Below are 19,234 nucleotides of genomic sequence, written 5' to 3'. Positions count from 1 at the left end.
GTGAGGGCTCCCCTTGCCATGGCATCATTTTAATCGGTGTTATCGTGGTCAGCGCTAACATCGTGTAATGCAATTTATTGAATTTAAAGGTTATACGCGATATGGCTAATGTAGGCATTTTCTTTGGCAGCGACACTGGCAATACCGAAAACATTGCCAAGATGATCCAGAAAATTCTTAAGCAACAGTTCGGTGACGATGTGTGCGAAATTCACGACATCGCCAAAAGCAGCAAAGAAGACCTGGAAGGCTTCGACATTTTGTTGCTCGGTATTCCAACCTGGTACTACGGCGAAGCCCAGTGTGACTGGGATGACTTCTTCCCAACGCTGGAAGACATCGACTTCAACGGCAAGCTGGTAGCCCTGTTTGGCTGCGGCGATCAGGAAGACTACGCAGAATATTTCTGTGATGCGATGGGCACCATCCGCGACATCATTGAACCGCGTGGCGCTGCCATAGTCGGCCACTGGCCAACCAAAGGCTATCATTTCGAAGCCTCGAAAGGTTTGGCAAGCGACAGCCACTTCATTGGCCTGGCGATTGACGAAGACCGTCAACCTGAACTGACCAATGAGCGTGTTGAAGGTTGGGTAAAACAAATCGTCGAAGAGCTGAGCCTGGCCGAGATCGTCGGCTAACGCCAAAGGTTGAACAAAAGCCCTGCAAAGTGCATAGTGTTGCCAGCAGGGCCATCATTGGCAGTACTGATTACTGCAATCGAAGATACATATTTGTAACTTCCCACATCGTCAAGGTAAACTGAGTTATCGGTTTATCCCGCCCATCAAGACGTTGCGTGTGTAACATGCAATAGTGCAATTATATCTTTGTTAACAACCGGCGGTTTCTATTTAGGTCAACCGGTTCTATAATGAGACGCAATTAACTCTTTGTGCCGACCGATGCCACAGGCGAGAACGCCTCAACTTGATTAGCATAGTAACAGGACTGAATCCGCATGACTGACAACAACACCGCATTGAAGAAGGCCGGCTTAAAAGTCACGCTTCCGCGACTCAAAATCCTGGAAGTACTGCAAAATCCGGAATGCCATCACGTCAGTGCGGAAGATCTGTACAAAAAACTGATAGATATGGGCGAAGAAATTGGCCTGGCTACGGTTTACCGCGTACTGAACCAATTTGATGATGCCGGCATTGTGACCCGTCACAATTTCGAAGGCGGCAAGTCCGTGTTCGAACTGACCCAGCAGCATCACCACGATCACCTGATTTGCCTGGACTGCGGCAAAGTGATCGAATTCAGCGATGAATCTATCGAAGCTCGTCAGCGTGATATCGCCAAACAGCACGGCATCAAACTCAGCAATCACAGTCTGTACCTGTACGGCCACTGTGCAATTGGTGACTGCCGCGAAGACGAAACTCTGCACGATAAAAAATAATGCCCTCAACCAGCATTAAGAACCGCCTTCATGGCGGTTTTTTTATGCCCATAGCCCGGTGACTAACAGATAAAAAAATCCCCGGACAGGTCCGGGGAAAGTTCACAGCTTGAAATACAACAATTGCAGCGGCACTTCTCTCTCGCTTCCCACTTACACTCACTTCACCGTCAACTCACCCGCCGACACGCGGGTGGGCAAACCTCTTCACAGCTCATACTCAAGAAACAGCAGCCGATCAAAAAATAACGACCAGGCCTGATCGAACACACCACGGACACGGAACCCTTTGTTCAGATAAATTTGGCTGGCCTCACTGCTTTGCCATACGCACAGCACGATATTTTTCGCCTGTTGCCGATCTGCCCGCTGCTTTATCAGGGCAAACATCTGATTAAAATGCCCTTGCCCGCGGAATTGGCTCTCAATTGCCAGACTGCAGATAAAATAATCGTCAGCAACGCACTGGCTTTGCACAAAGCGATCGTATGCCTCATCAAGCGACCTCATTTCATCGCGATAAAGGTAGTCCGCTTCTATGCCATACAGTTCGCTAACGGTGGCCGCGTTGAAAAAGCCGACAAACTCTCCACGCCGGTCGTAAGCCACCGTGATCAACCCCAGATAAGGCTCAATATTTTGTGCCTGCTGTAACGACACCAGATCCAGTCCGGCCCGGTTGCCAACAGAACAGTACTCAAGGTAACTGGTACTAAAAATCAGCTTCGCCATGCGGGTTTTATCGGCTTCACTCGCCTGTCGTCCTGGTAGAAAATGCAATGCCCCGCCCGGCTCCGGCAGCACCGCTTCCCCTATTCCAGCAGTCGGACACCAGTAATTACCCGCCGTAATCTGCCGCCGGTTATCGGCGATCAGGTACTCGCCAAATAGCTGGTTTACCCGATCAAGCGTGCGGTCATGGGAAAGCACGGAATAATAGTGGTAATGGTCGATATCGGAACGGATCTGCGCTGGATAGGCCATACGCGGCACTTCATCGACGGTAAATATTTCCGCATAACGAGCCAGATCCAGCGGCTGTTCGAGCTGCCAATCCAGCTGTTCCAGGCGGCTGACGCATTGCTGGTAGCTAAACTGTTCCTCCTGCGACAGCGGTAGCCGCTCATTGGTGATCACATCTTCCAACAGACGCATACCACGGATACCACAGGTGACTGCCTGTGGATGCGCATCATAATGGACGCCATAATCCTGACAGAAGCGGTCGTGACTGAGGAAGGACCGGCCTATGTGGCGACTCCACAGCTGATAAAAGGGATCAAACAATTTCCGCTCATAAACCGAATTCTTGTCCGGCACTTCACCGCTTTGCGCCGCATAGATCTGATCCAACCCTGCCAACATCCGGCACAGCGAGATATCTCCTTTGCGGCTGATAATCATGCCGGTTTCATCGAGAAACAGATTCAACCAGCTAACATGGCTGACTTCCCCTGCGGGCAGAAACTGAAGATAATCCGGTAATTCTGGCTTGGTCAAAAACAGCGTCGCCGATCGGTGGGGAATGGTATCGATATCCATGTACAGTCCCCCCATCTCGATCAAAATCAGAAAACGGAAGTAGTCGGAAAGCGTGGCGTAATAACGCTTATCGTGCAGTTGATGGATAAAGCCCAGGTTGTCGCCGACCCTTTTTTGCGCCAGCTCGCTCAGCGAATGCACCTGCAGGCGATGATTACCGGCATCATACTCCCCCAGGTAGCCGCCTTTTATCACCGGTACGGGGATGAAACACGTATCCCTTGCCAGTTGCTGCGCGTCCCAAACCCATAACATGCCGACCCAGTCATTCGTCTCGACGCTAGCCACCACCTGCTGCGCGTCGCCCCACTGGGAGATAACCTCTCTGGCATCGTCAGGGATAGCGCCCCCCAACCAGATACGGTGCAGCCGTTTTTCACTCGCAACCAGCGGACGAGTGGGCACGCAGAACAACGAAGAACAGCGGTCGGCATTGAATAAATGCCCGTGCGCTGCCCGCCACTCGCGCAGTTGAGCGACACCGCGCTGAAAACTTTCCAGCCGTGCCGGTGAAGTCTGGCGCTGATATTTAACGAACTCAAACTTCAGCTCGCTGATCCGCGCTTCGTATTCTGCCCGGAACAGATCATCCTGCAGAACACCCAAATGCCCGTCGTTAAGCTTCATCGGCCAGCATCCTTATCGATGGCATCGTTGCACAGCGGCTGTAACCCTGCGGATTTTTGCTTTGCCATGACCAGGCATCACACACCATTTTTTCCAGACTGCGTTTAGCTTGCCAGCCCAGCTTTTCTGCCGCCAACGATGGGTCGGACCAACACTCGGCAATATCTCCCGCACGCCGGGGATTAAATTGGTAGGCGATTTTGAAGCCACAGGCACGTTCAAACGCCCGAATAATCTCCAGCACCGAGTAGCCTTTGCCAGTGCCCAGGTTATAGACGTTAAAACCTGGCTGCAGGTTATCCAGCGCTTTCAAATGCCCTTCGGCCAAATCCATAACGTGAATGTAATCACGTACCCCGGTACCATCGCTGGTAGGGTAGTCGTTGCCATACACCGGCAACACCGCGAGTTTGCCAATAGCCACCTGCGCCAGATAAGCCAGAAGATTATTGGGAATGCCGGCGGGATCCTCACCAATCAAGCCGGACTCGTGCGCCCCGGCCGGATTAAAATAACGCAGCGCGGTGATCGCCATCTGCGGGGCCGTGGAAGCGAACTCCGCCAGGATCTGCTCGACAATCAGCTTGGAAGTTCCATAAGGATTAGTGGTCTGCCCAACACGGCAATTCTCCGTCAGAGGGGTATATTCCGCCGGTCCATAAACGGTGGCCGAAGAGCTGAAAATAAATTGCTTAACGCCGGCATGGCGCATTCTGTCCAGTACGATCAATGAGCCGGAAATATTATTTTGATAATATTTCAGCGGCTCTTCGGTAGATTCCCTGACCGATTTCAAACCCGCAAGATGAATAACCGCATGAATATCATGCTGACGAAAGATATGATCCAACAAATGGTGTTGCTGAATATCCCCATGATAAAAATTCACTTTTTTACCGGTTAATCGCTCGACCCGAAACAAAGACTCTGACGAACTGTTGGACAGGTTGTCCAGTACGACAACTTCCTCCCCCCTTTCCAACAGCGCCAACACCGTATGCGAGCCGATATAACCGGCGCCGCCCGTCACCAATATAGCCATTATATTTCCTTGTTTATGCTTAAAAATAAACGATTCACTCAGAAACCACCTAAACTTCCCGGGTTTTAAAACCGACAGGTAAAGCAATACAAAGCAGTAATATGGCTAACAGATAAACGGAGGAATGCGGCCCGTATTCGGTCAGGATCCCTTGTAATATTCCGGCCAGGATCACACCGGTAGAAATACTGTTGGTGAATAAAGTGGTGGCCATGCCCGCCCGTTCCGGCATTAAATCCTGGAAATACAGCATGCCGACTGTGGCAATAATGCCGATAAATATCGCGTTGAACAGCTGCCAGACCAGTAACCCGGCGGCCGAGGTAAACCACAGCATCCCGGCATAAAACAGTATGCCGGCCACCATCGCCCCCGCCATCATCAGGCGCTTGCCCACCCGGTTTACGTAGCGCCCTACCAGGATCATGATGGGGATTTCGATCGCGGCGGCGACGCCCATCATCCAGCCGGTCAGACTTTGCGGCAAACCCAACTCGGCAGTGATATACAACGGCACATCAATCAGATACATGGCGCTGCAGGTCCACATCAATACCGAGGCGAAAAACAACCGGCTAACGTCTTTATCGAAGACCGTTTTTTGCGGTATGGCGATTTCATTACCCACAGGCGGGCGGGTGACCTCGGGTAATATCCACCAGGCCAGCAGCGTGACCAGCAAGAATATGCCGGCAGCAAACATAAACATGGCCGTGAAGCCATAATTCACCACCAGCATAAAAGCCAATGGTGGGCCAAAAACCCAGGCCAGCGAAAGTTGGGCGCGCATGATGGCGCTGAACATAGCGACGTTTTGCGATGACCGCTCCCCGTACTCACGCGCCAGAGCGAATAATTGCGGTATCGCCGTATTGGCGATGGCGGTTAGCAGCACGCCCGCGGTAATTAACGTCAGGTAATTGCGATTAAAAGCAAATAACAGACAGTTTCCCGCCGCCAATAAATAACAGATTAAAATCAAATGGCGCCGGTCGCGCTGGCGATCTGATTTTTTCGCCAGCAAAAAACTGACAATAATGCCGACCCCGGCGTTTACTGCATAAAAAAAACCGACCCATAATGACGTCACCCGCACCTCGGTGGTGAGGAACAGGCTCAGGGTCGGTATTTGCAGCGCCCCGGCAATGCCGGAAAAAAAAGCAACGACCATAAAGGTCAGCCGTATCGAATTCATCGCTGATTACCACCGGTCGCTGCTGTTAACGATCAATAACGGCCCGCCTGCGAACAGACGGGCCGTGGTTTATGATTTACACTTTCTCAGCGCGGCTATAACGCTTGCCGTCCGGACTGACCGCACGGACCAGCACCTCGCCGCTGACCCCAGGTTTAGCCTTGGCGTCGTAGCGCTGCCATTGCTTACCGCCGTCGGTTGAATACTCAATGCCCAGACCCGGCAACGAGATATTGGCCTCCAGCTTGCCCCCCATCACGCGGGCGCCCGGTACCGGCAGCCGATAACTCACGCCGCCCTTGTCCAGTTTCGCCAACTCTCGCTGACCGAGGATATTGGCAAAGCGCAGCCAGTCGCGGTCCAGTTTTTTGCTGTCGATAAAGTGGGTTTCGCCGCCTTTATATTCACGCCCCGCCTGATAATCCTGCTCCCAGCCGGCCCGGTGCCATGCACGCTCGGCCACCGACAATGAACGTGGGAAGATCATGTATTCCATTTGCTCGTCGGTACGCTGAGTTTCACTCCACATTTGGGCAGAAATGCCGTAAGCACCCGGCCACGGCTTGTCGCTCTTGGCGGTAAAGTGATTGCCATCGCGGTCAACCGAGGTTTCGGCGTTCTGCGGCAGGTTGTTCGGCGCGAAGCTAAACATTTTCTGCTCGTCGCTGAAACGAGTCCCCCAGTAATAACCACGCTCGTCCGGGTTCACCTCATACGGGAAATCCATATAGACGTAATCCGGGTTGGAGAGGATCACTTCGTAGCCTTTGTTCGCCCAGTCATTGGCACTATCAAAACCGCCCCAATACAGGGTATCCCAGAAGTTCACCCCAACGCGTTGAGTGGCGAAGGCCTTGGCGTTTTTCGCATCTTTCAGGCCGTCCTGCCAGGCCTGCATTCTGTCGATGCCATGCGCTTTCACCAGTTGACTGACTTCCACGCCAAAGTAGCTTGGCAGATGTTCCATATCGGCGACTTTGCCGTCTTTGATCATCTTTTGGCACACCTGGGATTTCGCCCAAGGCTTATCTTCTTTGCTCTGATCGATGATGCCTTTGCCTGCTTCTGGCTTGGTAAGGTCGGTATAGCCTGCCCCCAGGCGAATGTTTTTCGCTTCGTCGCCGCCAAAGTGCCAGGTGCGCAGAGGCTGCCCGGCCTCTTTATGCATCTGGGCAATTTCACCAATCACCTTATCGACAAAGCGCTTGGACGAATCCAGGCAAGGGTTAAGGTAACTTTGACGGTTAAAATACTGCACCGAGGTGGTATTGGAAGTATCGGTCGGATCCACCAGGCGGAACTCATTGGCCTGCTGCTCTTTACCGGCGGCATGCAGCTTTTTATAGCGGGCCTCCATCGAGACCACGGCGGCACGGGCATGTGCCGGCATATCGATTTCCGGGATCACTTCAATCTGACGCGCCTGGGCGTATTTAATGATCTCGATGTAATCCTGACGCGAGAAGAACCCGCCATACACCTCAGGCCCCTGGCCGTACTGTGGCAGCAGGCAGGTAGTTTCGCTCAGGTCATGACAACGCCGGCCCCCGACTTCGGTCAGTTCAGGCAAGCCTGGGATGGCAATACGCCAGCCTTCGTCGTCGCTAAGATGGAAGTGGAATTTGTTGAGCTTATAAGCCGCCATCTGATCGAGTAAACGCAGTACCGCATCTTTCTGATGGAAGTTACGTGCTACATCGAGGAAGATGCCGCGGTACTGGAAGCGTGGTGCATCCCTGGCCTCCAGAGTGGCGATTTTAGCGCTGCCGTCGGTCGGAACCAGCGACAGAATAGACTGCAGGCCATAGAACACCCCGGCCTGATCGAAGCCAATAATTCGCGCTTCCTTATTGCCAATTTTCAGCTCATAGGCTCCCGGCACGGCCAGTTCACCTTTAAATTTACCCGGCTGAATATCGGTTTTAATCGGGTAGCCCGCCGCGTTATGGGTTATGCCCAACAATGCAAAACGTTGAATGGCGGCGTCCGCTGCCGGTTTGGCCAGCGCACTCAGCTCCAGCGCCACGCCGTTGTTCAGACTCACATCTTGTGGATGTACTTTCACTTGCAACGGCGTCGGTACGATCTGGCCGCGCAGCGAAACTGCAGGCAAGGTTTTCAACTCGGCGTTTTTGGTAAAGCGGGAGGCCGGAGTCATCAGGATATTGTTGTCATCCTTGATGCGCTTCCATTGATCGCCACTAAAGGGGGTCACAAACTGGCTGAGATCTTCGGTATCGGTGTTGACCAGAATTTTTGGCTTGGCATCGCCAGAGGTGGCGTACCAACGTGGTACGAAGTCGGTTTTAAACAGTTGCCAATATTCGGCAATAATCGGGATCTCAACCGTTTGACCGGCCGGGAAGCCGGTAAATTTATCGGTAGGTTCCAGTTTGTACAAGTCACCGGTCAAATGAGCTATTTTGAACTGCTCGTTATCCACCCGCATGGTCTGACGGGCGCTGTGGAAGTAAATCGCCCAGTCGTGACCTTTGATCTCCTGATGATCGTTGGTCAGGCGGATCAACACCTTGTTGCAGGCCGCCCAGTCGGCACCCAATTTACCGCAATCCAGGCCGCTGTCGGCGGCCCGGTTATCGACCATTTTCAAATTCAATTTTAACTGGCTCAGTTGATCCACCAGCGGCTGATTGGCCAGCGCATTCCCCGCGCTGCCAAATAATCCAACGGTTGCCGTTAATGCGGCAAGCGTACTCAATTTGAATTTGTTCATTTTTAACATCATCCTTAATTATTGTTATCGTGGATCTCTTGCCAAATTTTGCCGCACTGGGCGTCATAAGCCTGACCGTTACCACTGTGAACCGCCTGAATGCAGTTCTGATAATCCATCACCCGCACCGTTTCTTTTTCGGCAAACTGCTGGTGTTGCTTCTCTTGTTTCAGCACGTTCAGCACCGCCTGGCACGACTGCAGTTTTTCCGGTGAGCCTTCTGCGGTATTAATGCAGGCGCTGTAGGCCTGTTTCAGCTTGGCATCTTCCGGTGGTGCGGTTGGCTGTGCGCAGGCGCTCAACGTGACGACCGCGGCTAACATCAGCATGATTTTTTTCATCGTTATATTCCCGTTAAGTTTCAAAAACGCTGTCCCCGGCGCTGCCGCCGGGGAACGCATCAGAAAATGGTAAATGGCGCGATAACCATGAATTTGACGTCTTTCTCATCCTGGAAGATGTTGCCGTAACCGCCACCCCAGCTTGGGATGTTGGTGTGGTTGTCATACTGGGTGTAGTGCAGTTTCAGCAAGGTGCCTTTGGCGCGACCTTCCTGAATGGTGTACAACGCGTCCAGGCTCCAGGCGCTCTCTTTCAGGCGCTGGCTCTGGTCGTACATCGGGTTGGTGCTTGGCTTGGCATCCCAGGCGTAAACGTAAGAACCGCCCACCGCCATGCCCGGCAGGTTCCAGTTGCTCAGGTCGTACATTACCCCGGCGTAAACCGCTTTTTCGCCGTTGGCGTTGAAGTCGGAACGGTTATCCCACCAGACGTCGAGACGACCGTTGGAGGAGGCGTAAGTTGGGGTCATACGTTGCAGGAAGTAGCCCTGGTTGCCCTCGGCCTTGACCATGGTCCCTTCAAGGCGCCAGTTGAACTGACCAGTGGTGTAACCGAAGGTCAGCGCCTGCAGCCAGGCCAGGCCGTCGTAAATGCTGTTTGGGTCGTTCTTGTCGCTGATGCGATCTTCGGTACCATAGAACTGGTAGCTGGTGGTCAGCGGGTTGCCCACCAGATCGAATTTGTAAGATGCCTTGGTGAAGTACTGATTCACATAACCTTCGGCCTGACCAAAAGCGGCCTCCAACACCAGGTCATTTTTAAAATCGTACTTGGCACCCAGTGAGTGCAAATAAGAAACGCCGGTGGTTTTATCGTTCTGGCGGAAATCATCCATTTCGATATGCCATGGCGCTTTGTATTTATCTGTCCACATGTAGGAGAAACTCAAAGCACCGGCATCGCCGTAATCAAAGTTTGCTCCCGCTTCAGCGCCCCGGTAGGTACCCGGCATAAAACTCCAGTGTGGGGCAATCAGCGTTTGCCCGCTTGGCTGGATATAACCGGCGCGTGCCCAGACGGGGCCATACTTGAATTTACCGGCGGCCTTGTACAGGCTGATGCCGCCTTTATCGCCGGAGTAGTCTTCATCATAGGTACGGTTTTTGGAGGAAAATGCGATTTCATTCGGGTGACCGCTGGCGCTGGATTCGGCCAGCTCAATGGCGGTAAAGGCTCCCACATCCAAACCGAACATGTCCCAGGCATAGCCCGAGGCGAAATCCAGGCTCAGGTTGGCGGTCGAGTGTGACAGGTTGGTAGTGTATTTATTGTAATCGTCACTGGTCGGGTTGAGATCTTTACGGTCACGTTCACGCTGCCAGTAATACACACCGCCGGTCATCGTGGAATCATCGATAAATCCTGCGGCTTTCGCCTCAGGGGCCATGGCAAACCCTGTTCCCAACAGCGCACCCGCGACTGCGAGCGCCAGCGTTTTACGCTGAGCACCGTGCGTACCCATAATGAAATTCCTCTTTGACTTAACTTTAAAAGTTGCAGTCGCCCGTGTTCACCACTGCCCTGCACGACCGCTAATAAAAAACCCAATCGGGTAAAAAATATTGCTGACGGGTTAAAATCCCACAGCACTTATTGCTACAGACAGACTATTTTTCGCGACGCGAATTATCAAATGAATTATGAGAGAGATTTGTCAAAGTATGACAAAGAGCACATATCGATGAGATTATGTTACGTGGCTACGCAAAGAGGCTGTCGAATAAAAAATTCAATAAAATCAGAATAAAAATTAATATCAGGTCAATCAGAGACGATTAATGGTTTCAGCCTAAGCAAAAAGGTCAGCCAAAAGAAAAAACATGAGAGCGCTCTCTAAATGACATTAATTCGCATCACGAATATATAAGGCAATGTTATATGACTAATGATTTTTATCAAGAAATTGCTGATAACAACCCTTCGATAAAAAATTAAAAATAGATTGAGGAATTAAAAGCATTAACGGGGGAGAAAAACCGGGCTGGCGGACAAAAAAAAGCGCAACCGAAGTTGCGCTTTATCGCATTAGCTTTTGATCAGCACTCAGGCGCCAATTTTAGCCCAGGTATCGCGCAGGCCCACGGTGCGGTTAAACACCAGATGCTCGGCCGAAGAGTGACGGTTGTCAGCACAGAAATAACCTTCACGTTCGAACTGGTAGGCTTTTTCCGGCTGTGCGGCCGCCAGACTTGGCTCAACAAAGCCGTGCTTGATAACCAGTGACTCCGGGTTAATGGTGGTGAGGAAGTCCTCTGCCGCCGCCGGATTTGGCACGCTGAACAGACGGTCATACACGCGAATTTCCGCCGGCAACGCATGCTCGGCTGACACCCAGTGGATCACGCCTTTCACCTTGCGGCCATCGGCAGGATCCTTGCTCAAGGTATCTGGATCGTAGCTGCAGAAAATAGTGGTGATTTCACCTTCAGCGTCTTTCTCAATGCGTTCCGCCTTGATCACGTATGCATTGCGCAGGCGAACTTCTTTACCCAGCACCAGGCGCTTGTACTGCTTGTTGGCTTCTTCACGGAAGTCGGCGCGATCGATATAAATATCACGGCTGAATGGCACTTCACGGCTGCCCATTTCCGGCTTGCTCGGGTGGTTAGGCATGGTCACCATTTCCACGCCGGTGGTCAGGTTTTCAATGACTACCTTCACCGGATCCAGCACGGCCATCGCACGTGGTGCGTTCTCGTTCAGCTCTTCACGAATACAGGCCTCAAGCGCCATCATTTCGACGTTGTTATCCTGCTTGGTCACGCCGATACGCTGGCAGAATTCGCGGATTGACGCAGCGGTATAACCACGGCGACGCAGGCCGGAAACGGTCGGCATACGCGGGTCATCCCAACCCTCAACGATTTTCTCGGTCACCAACAGGTTCAGCTTGCGCTTCGACATGATGGCGTACTCAAGATTCAGACGCGAGAACTCGTACTGACGCGGATGACAAGGGATGGTGATGTTATCCAGCACCCAGTCATACAGACGGCGGTTGTCCTGGAACTCCAGCGTACACAGCGAATGGGTGATCCCTTCCAGCGCATCGGAAATGCAGTGGGTGAAATCGTACATCGGGTAGATGCACCATTTATTGCCGGTCTGGTGGTGTTCTGCAAATTTGATACGGTACAACACAGGATCGCGCATCACGATAAACGAGGAAGCCATGTCAATCTTGGCACGCAGGCAAGCGGTCCCTTCGGCGAATTCACCGTTACGCATTTTTTCAAACAGCGCCAGGTTCTCTTCCACGCTGCGGCCACGGTACGGGCTGTCTTTACCCGGCGCAGTCAGGCTGCCGCGATATTCACGGATTTGCTCAGGCGACAGTTCGTCGACGTAAGCCAGGCCCTTGTTGATCAGCTCCACCGCATAGTTGTGCAGTTGATCGAAGTAATCCGAGGAGTAACGAACGTTGCCGCTCCACTCAAAGCCCAGCCACTCGACGTCATGTTTGATTGACTCAACGAACTCGATGTCTTCTTTCACCGGGTTGGTGTCATCAAAACGCAGGTTGCATTGGCCCTGGTAATCACGAGCGATACCGAAATTCAGGCAGATGGATTTCGCATGGCCGATATGCAGATAGCCATTTGGCTCCGGCGGGAAACGGGTATGGACTGACTTGTGTTTCCCGGACGCCAGATCTTCATCAACGATCTGACGGATAAAATTGGTTGGGCGGGCTTCAGCCTCACTCATTTCACTATTCCTCAATGCAAAGCGCTACTCATAACCGCCTATGTTCCAACAAGCCACGCCCGGAAACAACCGTTTGTTTCACGAAAAATGCGGAGCATTGCACCACAACAGGTCAAGGCACCCTGACCGGACAACCGCTGCCCATAAAAAAGCGGGAAGAGATTGCTCTCTTCCCGCCAAAGGTAGGGTGCGTTCCGTCATGACTCGTTAAACACCCCGGGTACTACTCAGGTAAAACGGTTTATTTCTGGATCTCGAACAGTTTGGTCTGGCCGGCTACTACAGAACCGGTCGCCAGCGCCGTCAGGCCAGCGTAATCGTCAGAGTTGCTGACCACTACCGGGCTTATCATCGAGCGGGCATTGGCGTTCAGGAACTCCAGATCCAATTCAAGGATTGGCTGGCCGGCTTTCACCTCAGCCCCCTCTTCAACCAGACGTTTGAAGCCCTGACCGTTCAATGCCACGGTGTCGATCCCCATGTGCACCACAATCTCCGCGCCCTTGTCGGTTTCCAGACAGAAAGCGTGGTTGGTGTTGAAGATTTTCACGATGGTGCCATCTGCCGGAGCTACTACGGTTTTGTCGGTCGGGCGAATCGCCAGGCCGTCGCCTACTGCTTTGCTGGCAAAGGCTTCGTCAGGCACCTGATCCAGGACCACGACTTCACCGGTCACCGGGGCCACCAGCGACTCGAAGGCCACCTTCGGCGTATTAGGCACTGCCTGCGATTTAACTGTAGCCACGCCTGGAGCCGGTGCCACTTCTGCCGCAGGCACCGGGCCGGCAGCAATCACCGCACGCATGCCGTCAGCAATGGCTTCGGCTTTAGAACCCACGATAACCTGAACAGTTTGCTTGTTCAGTTTCACCACGCCTGATGCACCCAGGCGTTTACAGCTGGCATCCAGCACTTTAGAAGAGTCTTTAACGGTCAGGCGTAAACGGGTGATACAGGCATCAATGCCGGTCAGGTTGTCAGAACCGCCGATGGCACCAATATAGCTGCGGGACAGTGCGCGCAGGCCTTCATCGGTATTGCTGTTGGCTTCAGGTGCGACGACATCGTCAGACGCATCTTCACGGCCCGGGGTTTTCAGGTTGAATGCACGGATAATGACGGAGAACAGGACGAAGTACACCGCGAAGGCGACCAGACCCATCAACACCAGCATCCAGACGTTCTTGCTCGCAGCCGGCAGGTTGTACATCAGCACATAGTCGATGGCACCTGCAGAGAAGGAGAACCCGGCGTGAATACCCAGCAAGGTGGCTACAAACAGGCTGATACCGGTCAAAATGGCGTGGACCAGATACAGCAGCGGAGCCAGGAACATGAACAGGAATTCAAGCGGCTCGGTCACACCGGTCAGGAATGCGGTCAGCGCAACGGACAGCAGCATACCGCCAACCATTGGGCGACGTTCTTTCGGCGCAGCGAAGTACATGGCCAATGCCGCACCCGGCAAACCGAACATCATGATCGGGAAGAAGCCTGACATGAACATCCCGGCAGTACCGTCACCCGCGTAGAAGCGGTTGATGTCGCCATGGAAGATGGTACCGGCAGCGTTGGTAAACTCACCAATCTGGAACCAGGCAATGGTGTTCAGAACCTGATGCAGACCGGTTGGGATCAGCAGACGGTTAACGAAGCCGAAAATACCGGAACCGATAGCGCCCATCGAAACAATCCATTCACCGCCTGCGTGGATCGCATTTTGTACCGGTGGCCAGATATAACCAAAGATGGCAGCAAGGATTAAACAGAAAAAGCCGGTAGCGATTGGGACGAAACGCTTGCCGCCGAAGAAGGAGAGGAACTCGGGCAGTTTGATGCCGGACCAGCGGTTATAGACCGCACCGCCCACCAGGCCGGTAATGATACCCGCCAGCACACCCATATTGATCGCCGGGTTAATGGTGACCATCGCCTTGGTCAGGATGAAGTAACCCACCGCGCCCGCCAATGCGGCTGAACCGGCATTGTCTTTCGACCAGGTTGCCGCCACACCGATAGCAAAGATTAACGCCAGGTTATCGAAGATTGATCCACCGGCCTGTGCGATGAATGAAATATTCAGTAAATCAGGCTGGCCGAAGCGTAGCAAAAGCGCCGCAACGGGCAGTACTGCGATTGGCAGTTGTAACGACCTGCCCAATCTTTGGAAAAAGCCGAGTATGTTCACCTTAATATTCCCCCTAATGCCCTTTAATGAGCTTTATCATATTTTACGCAAGCGCCATCACACACTGCGATTAACTCTGGACGAACGACAACACGTGGAGTGTAAAAAAATTATTTCGTATCGCAAATTAAAACCTCCTTTTTTGTGATTTACATCACCAAAAAGCAGTCTTAAGCTGCCACATTGCTAGCCATCACACAAAACTTATTTTATCATTAAAAAAATCATTGGACCTGAGACATCACGTGAGAATCATAAAGCTGGGTTAGGCTTAAGACTCTCGTTCAGGCTCGAACCAGTATAGCTTTAGTTTACTTACCCCAAGAGGTGTTAGATGAGACTTATCCCACTGAAAGATACTGCACAAGTCGGCAAATGGGCCGCCCGCCATATCGTCCAGCGCATCAACGCATTCAAGCCTACTGCGGAGCGTCCGTTTGTGCTCGGCCTGCCAACCGGCGGTACCCCGCTGGAAGCCTACAAACATCTGATTGCGATGCACAAAGCAGGTGAAGTAAGCTTTAAGCATGTGGTGACTTTCAACATGGACGAATACGTTGGCCTGCCGCAGGAACACCCGGAAAGCTATCATACCTTCATGTACCGTAATTTCTTTGATCACGTTGATATCCCAAGTGAAAATATCAACCTGCTGAATGGTAATGCGCCGGACGTTGACGCCGAGTGCCGCCAGTACGAAGCGAAAATCAAATCCTACGGCAAGATCAACCTGTTCATGGGTGGCGTTGGCATCGACGGTCATATCGCGTTTAACGAACCGGCTTCATCGCTGGCATCCCGTACTCGCATCAAAACCCTGACTGAAGATACCCGTATCGCCAACTCCCGCTTCTTCGGCGGTGATGTCAGCCTGGTGCCTAAATTTGCCCTGACCGTGGGCGTGGGCACGCTGCTTGATGCAGAAGAAGTGATGATTCTGGTGACCGGCCATGCCAAGGCACAGGCGCTGGAAGCCGCAGTGGAAGGCAATATCAACCACATGTGGACCATCAGTTGCCTGCAGTTGCATGCCAAGGCCGTTGTGGTGTGCGACGAGCCATCCACCATGGAACTGAAAGTCAAAACCGTTAAATATTTCCGCGAGTTAGAAGCGGAAAGCGTTAAGAGTCTTTAATTCTTGCAGGGGGCTACGATGTTCGCTTTAACCCACGGCCGTATTTATACCGGCCACGACGTACTTGACGACCACGCAGTTATTATCGCTGATGGGCTGATTGAACGAGTTTGCCCGCTGGCTGAACTGCCGGCCGGCATTGAAACGCGCGATCTGGGTGGCGCTATCCTGGCCCCCGGTTTGATCGACGTGCAGCTTAACGGCTGTGGCGGCGTGCAATTTAACGACTCGCTGGAGGCCATTTCGGAACAGACGCTGGAGATCATGCAGCGTGCCAACGAAAAATCCGGCTGTACCAGTTATCTGCCGACGCTGATCACCAGCAGCGACGAATTTATGAAGCACAGCATCGAAGTGATGCGCGCTTATCTGAAGAAACATCCCAATCAGGCGCTTGGCCTGCATCTGGAAGGGCCGTACCTTAGCCCACTGAAGAAAGGCACCCATAACCCGGCGTTTATCCGCAAACCGACCAGCGAGATGATCGACTATCTGTGCGCCAATGCCGATGTGATCACCAAGGTCACGCTGGCGCCGGAAATGGTGGAGCCGCACTTTATCAAGCAATTGACCGAAGCAGGCATCGTGGTGTCCGCCGGTCACTCGAACGCCACCTACGATCAGGCCCGTATCGGTTTTGCCGCCGGTATCACCTTCGCCACTCACCTGTATAACGCCATGCCGTATATCACCGGGCGTGAACCAGGGCTGATGGGCGCGATTTTCGACACGCCGGAGGTCTATACCGGGATTATCGCCGACGGCCATCACGTAGCCTGGGCGAGTATCCGTAACGCCAAACGCATGAAAGGTGATAAATTGGTGCTGGTCACCGACGCCACCGCGCCGGCAGGTGCCGATATCGACCAATTTATTTTTGCCGGTAAAACAATATACTATCGTGATGGGCTGTGCGTGGACGAAAACGGCACCCTGAGCGGCTCAGCGCTGACCATGATTGACGCGTTAAAAAACAGCGTTGAGCATGTCGGTATTGCATTGGACGAAGCACTGCGCATGGCAACGCTGTATCCGGCGCGCGCTATCGGCGTGGACCACCGTTTAGGCACTATCGAGCCCGGTAAAGTGGCGAACCTGACTGCCTTTACCCGTGATTTTAAAATCACCAAAACGCTCGTTAACGGTAACGAGGTTTAATTTAATGAACAGCGAGTAAAATTATTGATGAGTACTGGCGGACAGGCACAGATAGGGAACGTTGACTTAGTCAAGCAACTCAACGGCGCAGCGGTTTACCGCCTGATCGACCAACAGGGTCCGATTTCGCGCATTCAAATAGCCGAACTGAGCCAGCTAGCGCCCGCCAGCGTCACTAAAATTACTCGCCAGCTGTTGGAGCGCGGGCTGATCAAAGAAGTCGATCAGCAAGCCTCTACCGGCGGCCGCCGCGCCATTTCCATTGTCTCCGAAACCCGGCATTTCCACACCGTGGCCGTGCGCCTCGGTCGTCACGACGCTACCATCACCCTGTACGATATGAGCGGCAAGTCGCTCGGTGAAGAACACTACCCGTTGCCGGAACGCACCCAGGAGACACTGGAAAACGCGCTGTTTATCGCCATTGCCCAGTTTATCGAAAACTATCAGCGCAAGCTGCGTGAGCTGATCGCCATCGCGGTGATCCTGCCAGGCCTGGTTGACCCGGCGCTGGGCGTAGTGCGTTATATGCCGCATATCAGCGTCAACAACTGGGCGCTAGTCGACAACCTGCAGCAACGTTTTAACGTCACCAGCTTTGTTGGCCACGACATCCGCAGCCTGGCGTTGGCAGAGCATTACTTTGGTGCCACCCGCGACTGCGAAGACTCTATTCTGGTGCGCCTGCACCGTGGCACCGGTGCCGGTATTATCGTCAACGGTCAGATTTTCCTGGGCAACAACGGCAACGTCGGTGAAATCGGCCATATTCAAATTGACCCATTGGGCGAACGCTGTCACTGCGGCAACTTCGGCTGTCTGGAAACCGTCGCCGCCAACGCCGCGATTGAACACCGTGTACGCCAGTTGCTGACCCAGGGCTACCCCAGCAAGCTGACCCTCGACGACTGTAGCATCTCCGCCATCTGCAAGGCCGCCAACCGCGGTGATCTGCTGGCCAGCGAAGTGATCGAACACGTTGGTCGCTACCTCGGCAAAGCCGTGGCGATCGCCATCAACCTGTTCAATCCACAGAAAGTAGTGATCGCCGGCGAAATTACCGAGGCGGAAAAAGTGTTGTTGCCGGCGATCCAAAGCTGCATCAATACTCAGGTGCTGAAGGACTTCCGCAAAAATCTGCCGGTGGTCACCTCCGAACTCAATCATCGCTCGGCGATCGGCGCTTTCGCCCTGGCCAAACGAGCGATGCTCAACGGCGTGCTATTGCAGCGATTGCTGGAAAGCTGATCCGCCGCTTCAGGCAGGTGTGCTATCTTCGCGTTTTGCCTGCCGCAAATCATGAGAAACAGCAACAATGACAATCAAAAACGTTATATGTGATATCGACGGCGTGCTGCTGCATGACAACACGCCGGTGCCCGGCGCCGATCTTTTCCTCGCTCGCATTCAGGAACAGGGCATGCCGCTGGTAGTGTTGACCAACTATCCGTCACAGACCGCGCAAGATCTGGCGAACCGCTTCGCCGCCGCCGGACTGGAAGTGCCGGAAAGCGCGTTTTATACCTCCGCGATGGCCACCGCCGATTTCCTGCGCCGCCAGGAAGGCAAAAAAGCCTATGTGGTCGGTGAAGGCGCGCTGATTCATGAACTGTATAAAGCCGGTTTCACCATTACCGACATCAACCCGGACTTCGTTATCGTCGGCGAAACCCGCTCCTACAACTGGGACATGATGCACAAGGCCGCCTACTTCGTGAATAACGGCGCGCGCTTTATTGCTACCAACCCGGATACCCACGGCCATGGCTTTGTTCCGGCCTGCGGTGCGCTGTGCGCCCCAATCGAGAAAATCACCGGCCGCAAACCATTTTACGTTGGCAAACCAAGCCCGTGGATTATCCGCGCCGCACTGAACAAAATGCAGGGGCATTCGGAAGAAACGGTGATCGTCGGTGATAACCTGCGCACCGATATCCTGGCGGGCTTCCAGGCGGGTCTGGAAACCGTCTTGGTGCTGTCCGGCGTCTCGACGCTGAACGATGTCGAGACCATGCCGTTCCGCCCGAGCTATATCTTCCCGTCCGTCGCCGATATCAATATTTTCTAATCTCTGCGGTGGCCATTACGGCCACCGTTTAATTTTACCATCTTGAATTAAATTTATTATTGCCCACCAAAGGTTTCACCCCGACCT

14 protein-coding genes are annotated in these 19,234 nt (G+C 53.2%); 6 read left to right on the top strand and 8 right to left on the bottom strand.

Annotated elements, in window-relative coordinates; translation table 11 throughout:
- The first annotated feature begins 101 nt into the window (after window positions 1–101).
- Both fldA and fur read left to right on the top strand, forming a co-directional pair.
- On the top strand, window positions 102–641 hold the full coding sequence (gene fldA, locus SERS4_RS0106855; RefSeq protein ID WP_012005674.1) for a flavodoxin FldA: 540 nt from the start codon (window positions 102–104) through the stop codon (window positions 639–641).
- Window positions 642–961: 320 nt separating this feature from the next.
- Window positions 962–1,408 (top strand): ferric iron uptake transcriptional regulator, encoded by a 447-nt coding sequence (fur, locus tag SERS4_RS0106850; RefSeq protein WP_017891929.1) that lies wholly within the window; start codon window positions 962–964, stop codon window positions 1,406–1,408.
- A gap of 207 nt (window positions 1,409–1,615) precedes the next feature.
- Here fur and SERS4_RS0106845 read toward each other — a convergent pair whose 3' ends face one another.
- From SERS4_RS0106845 to nagE, 8 genes are all read right to left on the bottom strand, one after another.
- A complete protein-coding gene (locus tag SERS4_RS0106845) occupies window positions 1,616–3,577 on the bottom strand; it encodes a TcdB toxin N-terminal helical domain-containing protein (RefSeq protein WP_017891928.1) in 1,962 nt (653 codons plus the stop codon).
- Window positions 3,567–4,619, bottom strand: a complete 1,053-nt coding sequence (gene galE / locus SERS4_RS0106840; protein ID WP_017891927.1) for a UDP-glucose 4-epimerase GalE — start codon at window positions 4,617–4,619, stop codon at window positions 3,567–3,569. The genes SERS4_RS0106845 and galE overlap by 11 nt, the downstream gene beginning before the upstream one ends.
- Window positions 4,620–4,668: 49 nt before the next feature.
- Window positions 4,669–5,814 carry an MFS transporter gene (locus tag SERS4_RS0106835; RefSeq protein WP_012005670.1) on the bottom strand — a complete coding sequence of 382 codons (1,146 nt, stop codon included), beginning with the start codon at window positions 5,812–5,814 and terminating at the stop codon, window positions 4,669–4,671.
- A gap of 76 nt (window positions 5,815–5,890) precedes the next feature.
- Window positions 5,891–8,548, bottom strand: coding sequence for a beta-N-acetylhexosaminidase (locus tag SERS4_RS0106830; protein ID WP_017891926.1), 2,658 nt, complete (start codon window positions 8,546–8,548; stop codon window positions 5,891–5,893).
- A 14-nt stretch (window positions 8,549–8,562) separates the two neighbouring features.
- The gene (gene chiQ / locus SERS4_RS0106825) at window positions 8,563–8,889 is read right to left on the bottom strand and encodes a ChiQ/YbfN family lipoprotein (protein ID WP_012005668.1); all 327 of its coding nucleotides are present in this window, start codon (window positions 8,887–8,889) and stop codon (window positions 8,563–8,565) included.
- A gap of 59 nt (window positions 8,890–8,948) precedes the next feature.
- Window positions 8,949–10,352, bottom strand: coding sequence for an OprD family outer membrane porin (locus tag SERS4_RS0106820; RefSeq protein ID WP_012005667.1), 1,404 nt, complete (start codon window positions 10,350–10,352; stop codon window positions 8,949–8,951).
- A 581-nt stretch (window positions 10,353–10,933) separates the two neighbouring features.
- Window positions 10,934–12,598, bottom strand: coding sequence for a glutamine--tRNA ligase (glnS, locus tag SERS4_RS0106815; RefSeq protein ID WP_012005666.1), 1,665 nt, complete (start codon window positions 12,596–12,598; stop codon window positions 10,934–10,936).
- Window positions 12,599–12,839: 241 nt separating this feature from the next.
- Window positions 12,840–14,786 (bottom strand): PTS N-acetyl glucosamine transporter subunit IIABC, encoded by a 1,947-nt coding sequence (gene nagE / locus SERS4_RS0106810; protein ID WP_026142250.1) that lies wholly within the window; start codon window positions 14,784–14,786, stop codon window positions 12,840–12,842.
- Between the two features lie 334 nt (window positions 14,787–15,120).
- Between nagE and nagB the strand changes: the two genes are divergently transcribed.
- The 4 genes from nagB to SERS4_RS0106790 all read left to right on the top strand — a co-directional run bounded on the left by nagB (window position 15,121) and on the right by SERS4_RS0106790 (window position 19,147).
- Entirely contained in the window at window positions 15,121–15,921 is an 801-nt protein-coding gene (gene nagB / locus SERS4_RS0106805) for a glucosamine-6-phosphate deaminase (protein WP_012005664.1), read from the top strand.
- Window positions 15,922–15,939: 18 nt separating this feature from the next.
- Window positions 15,940–17,079, top strand: a complete 1,140-nt coding sequence (nagA, locus tag SERS4_RS0106800; RefSeq protein ID WP_012005663.1) for an N-acetylglucosamine-6-phosphate deacetylase — start codon at window positions 15,940–15,942, stop codon at window positions 17,077–17,079.
- Window positions 17,080–17,106: 27 nt separating this feature from the next.
- Window positions 17,107–18,327, top strand: coding sequence for an N-acetylglucosamine repressor (locus SERS4_RS0106795; RefSeq protein WP_012005662.1), 1,221 nt, complete (start codon window positions 17,107–17,109; stop codon window positions 18,325–18,327).
- A 67-nt stretch (window positions 18,328–18,394) separates the two neighbouring features.
- Window positions 18,395–19,147 carry an HAD-IIA family hydrolase gene (locus SERS4_RS0106790; RefSeq protein WP_012005661.1) on the top strand — a complete coding sequence of 251 codons (753 nt, stop codon included), beginning with the start codon at window positions 18,395–18,397 and terminating at the stop codon, window positions 19,145–19,147.
- Window positions 19,148–19,234 lie beyond the last annotated feature (87 nt).

This window comes from Serratia sp. S4, assembly GCF_000347995.1.
Lineage (GTDB): Bacteria > Pseudomonadota > Gammaproteobacteria > Enterobacterales > Enterobacteriaceae > Serratia > Serratia quinivorans.
This window is presented reverse-complemented; position numbering and strand designations above follow the sequence as displayed.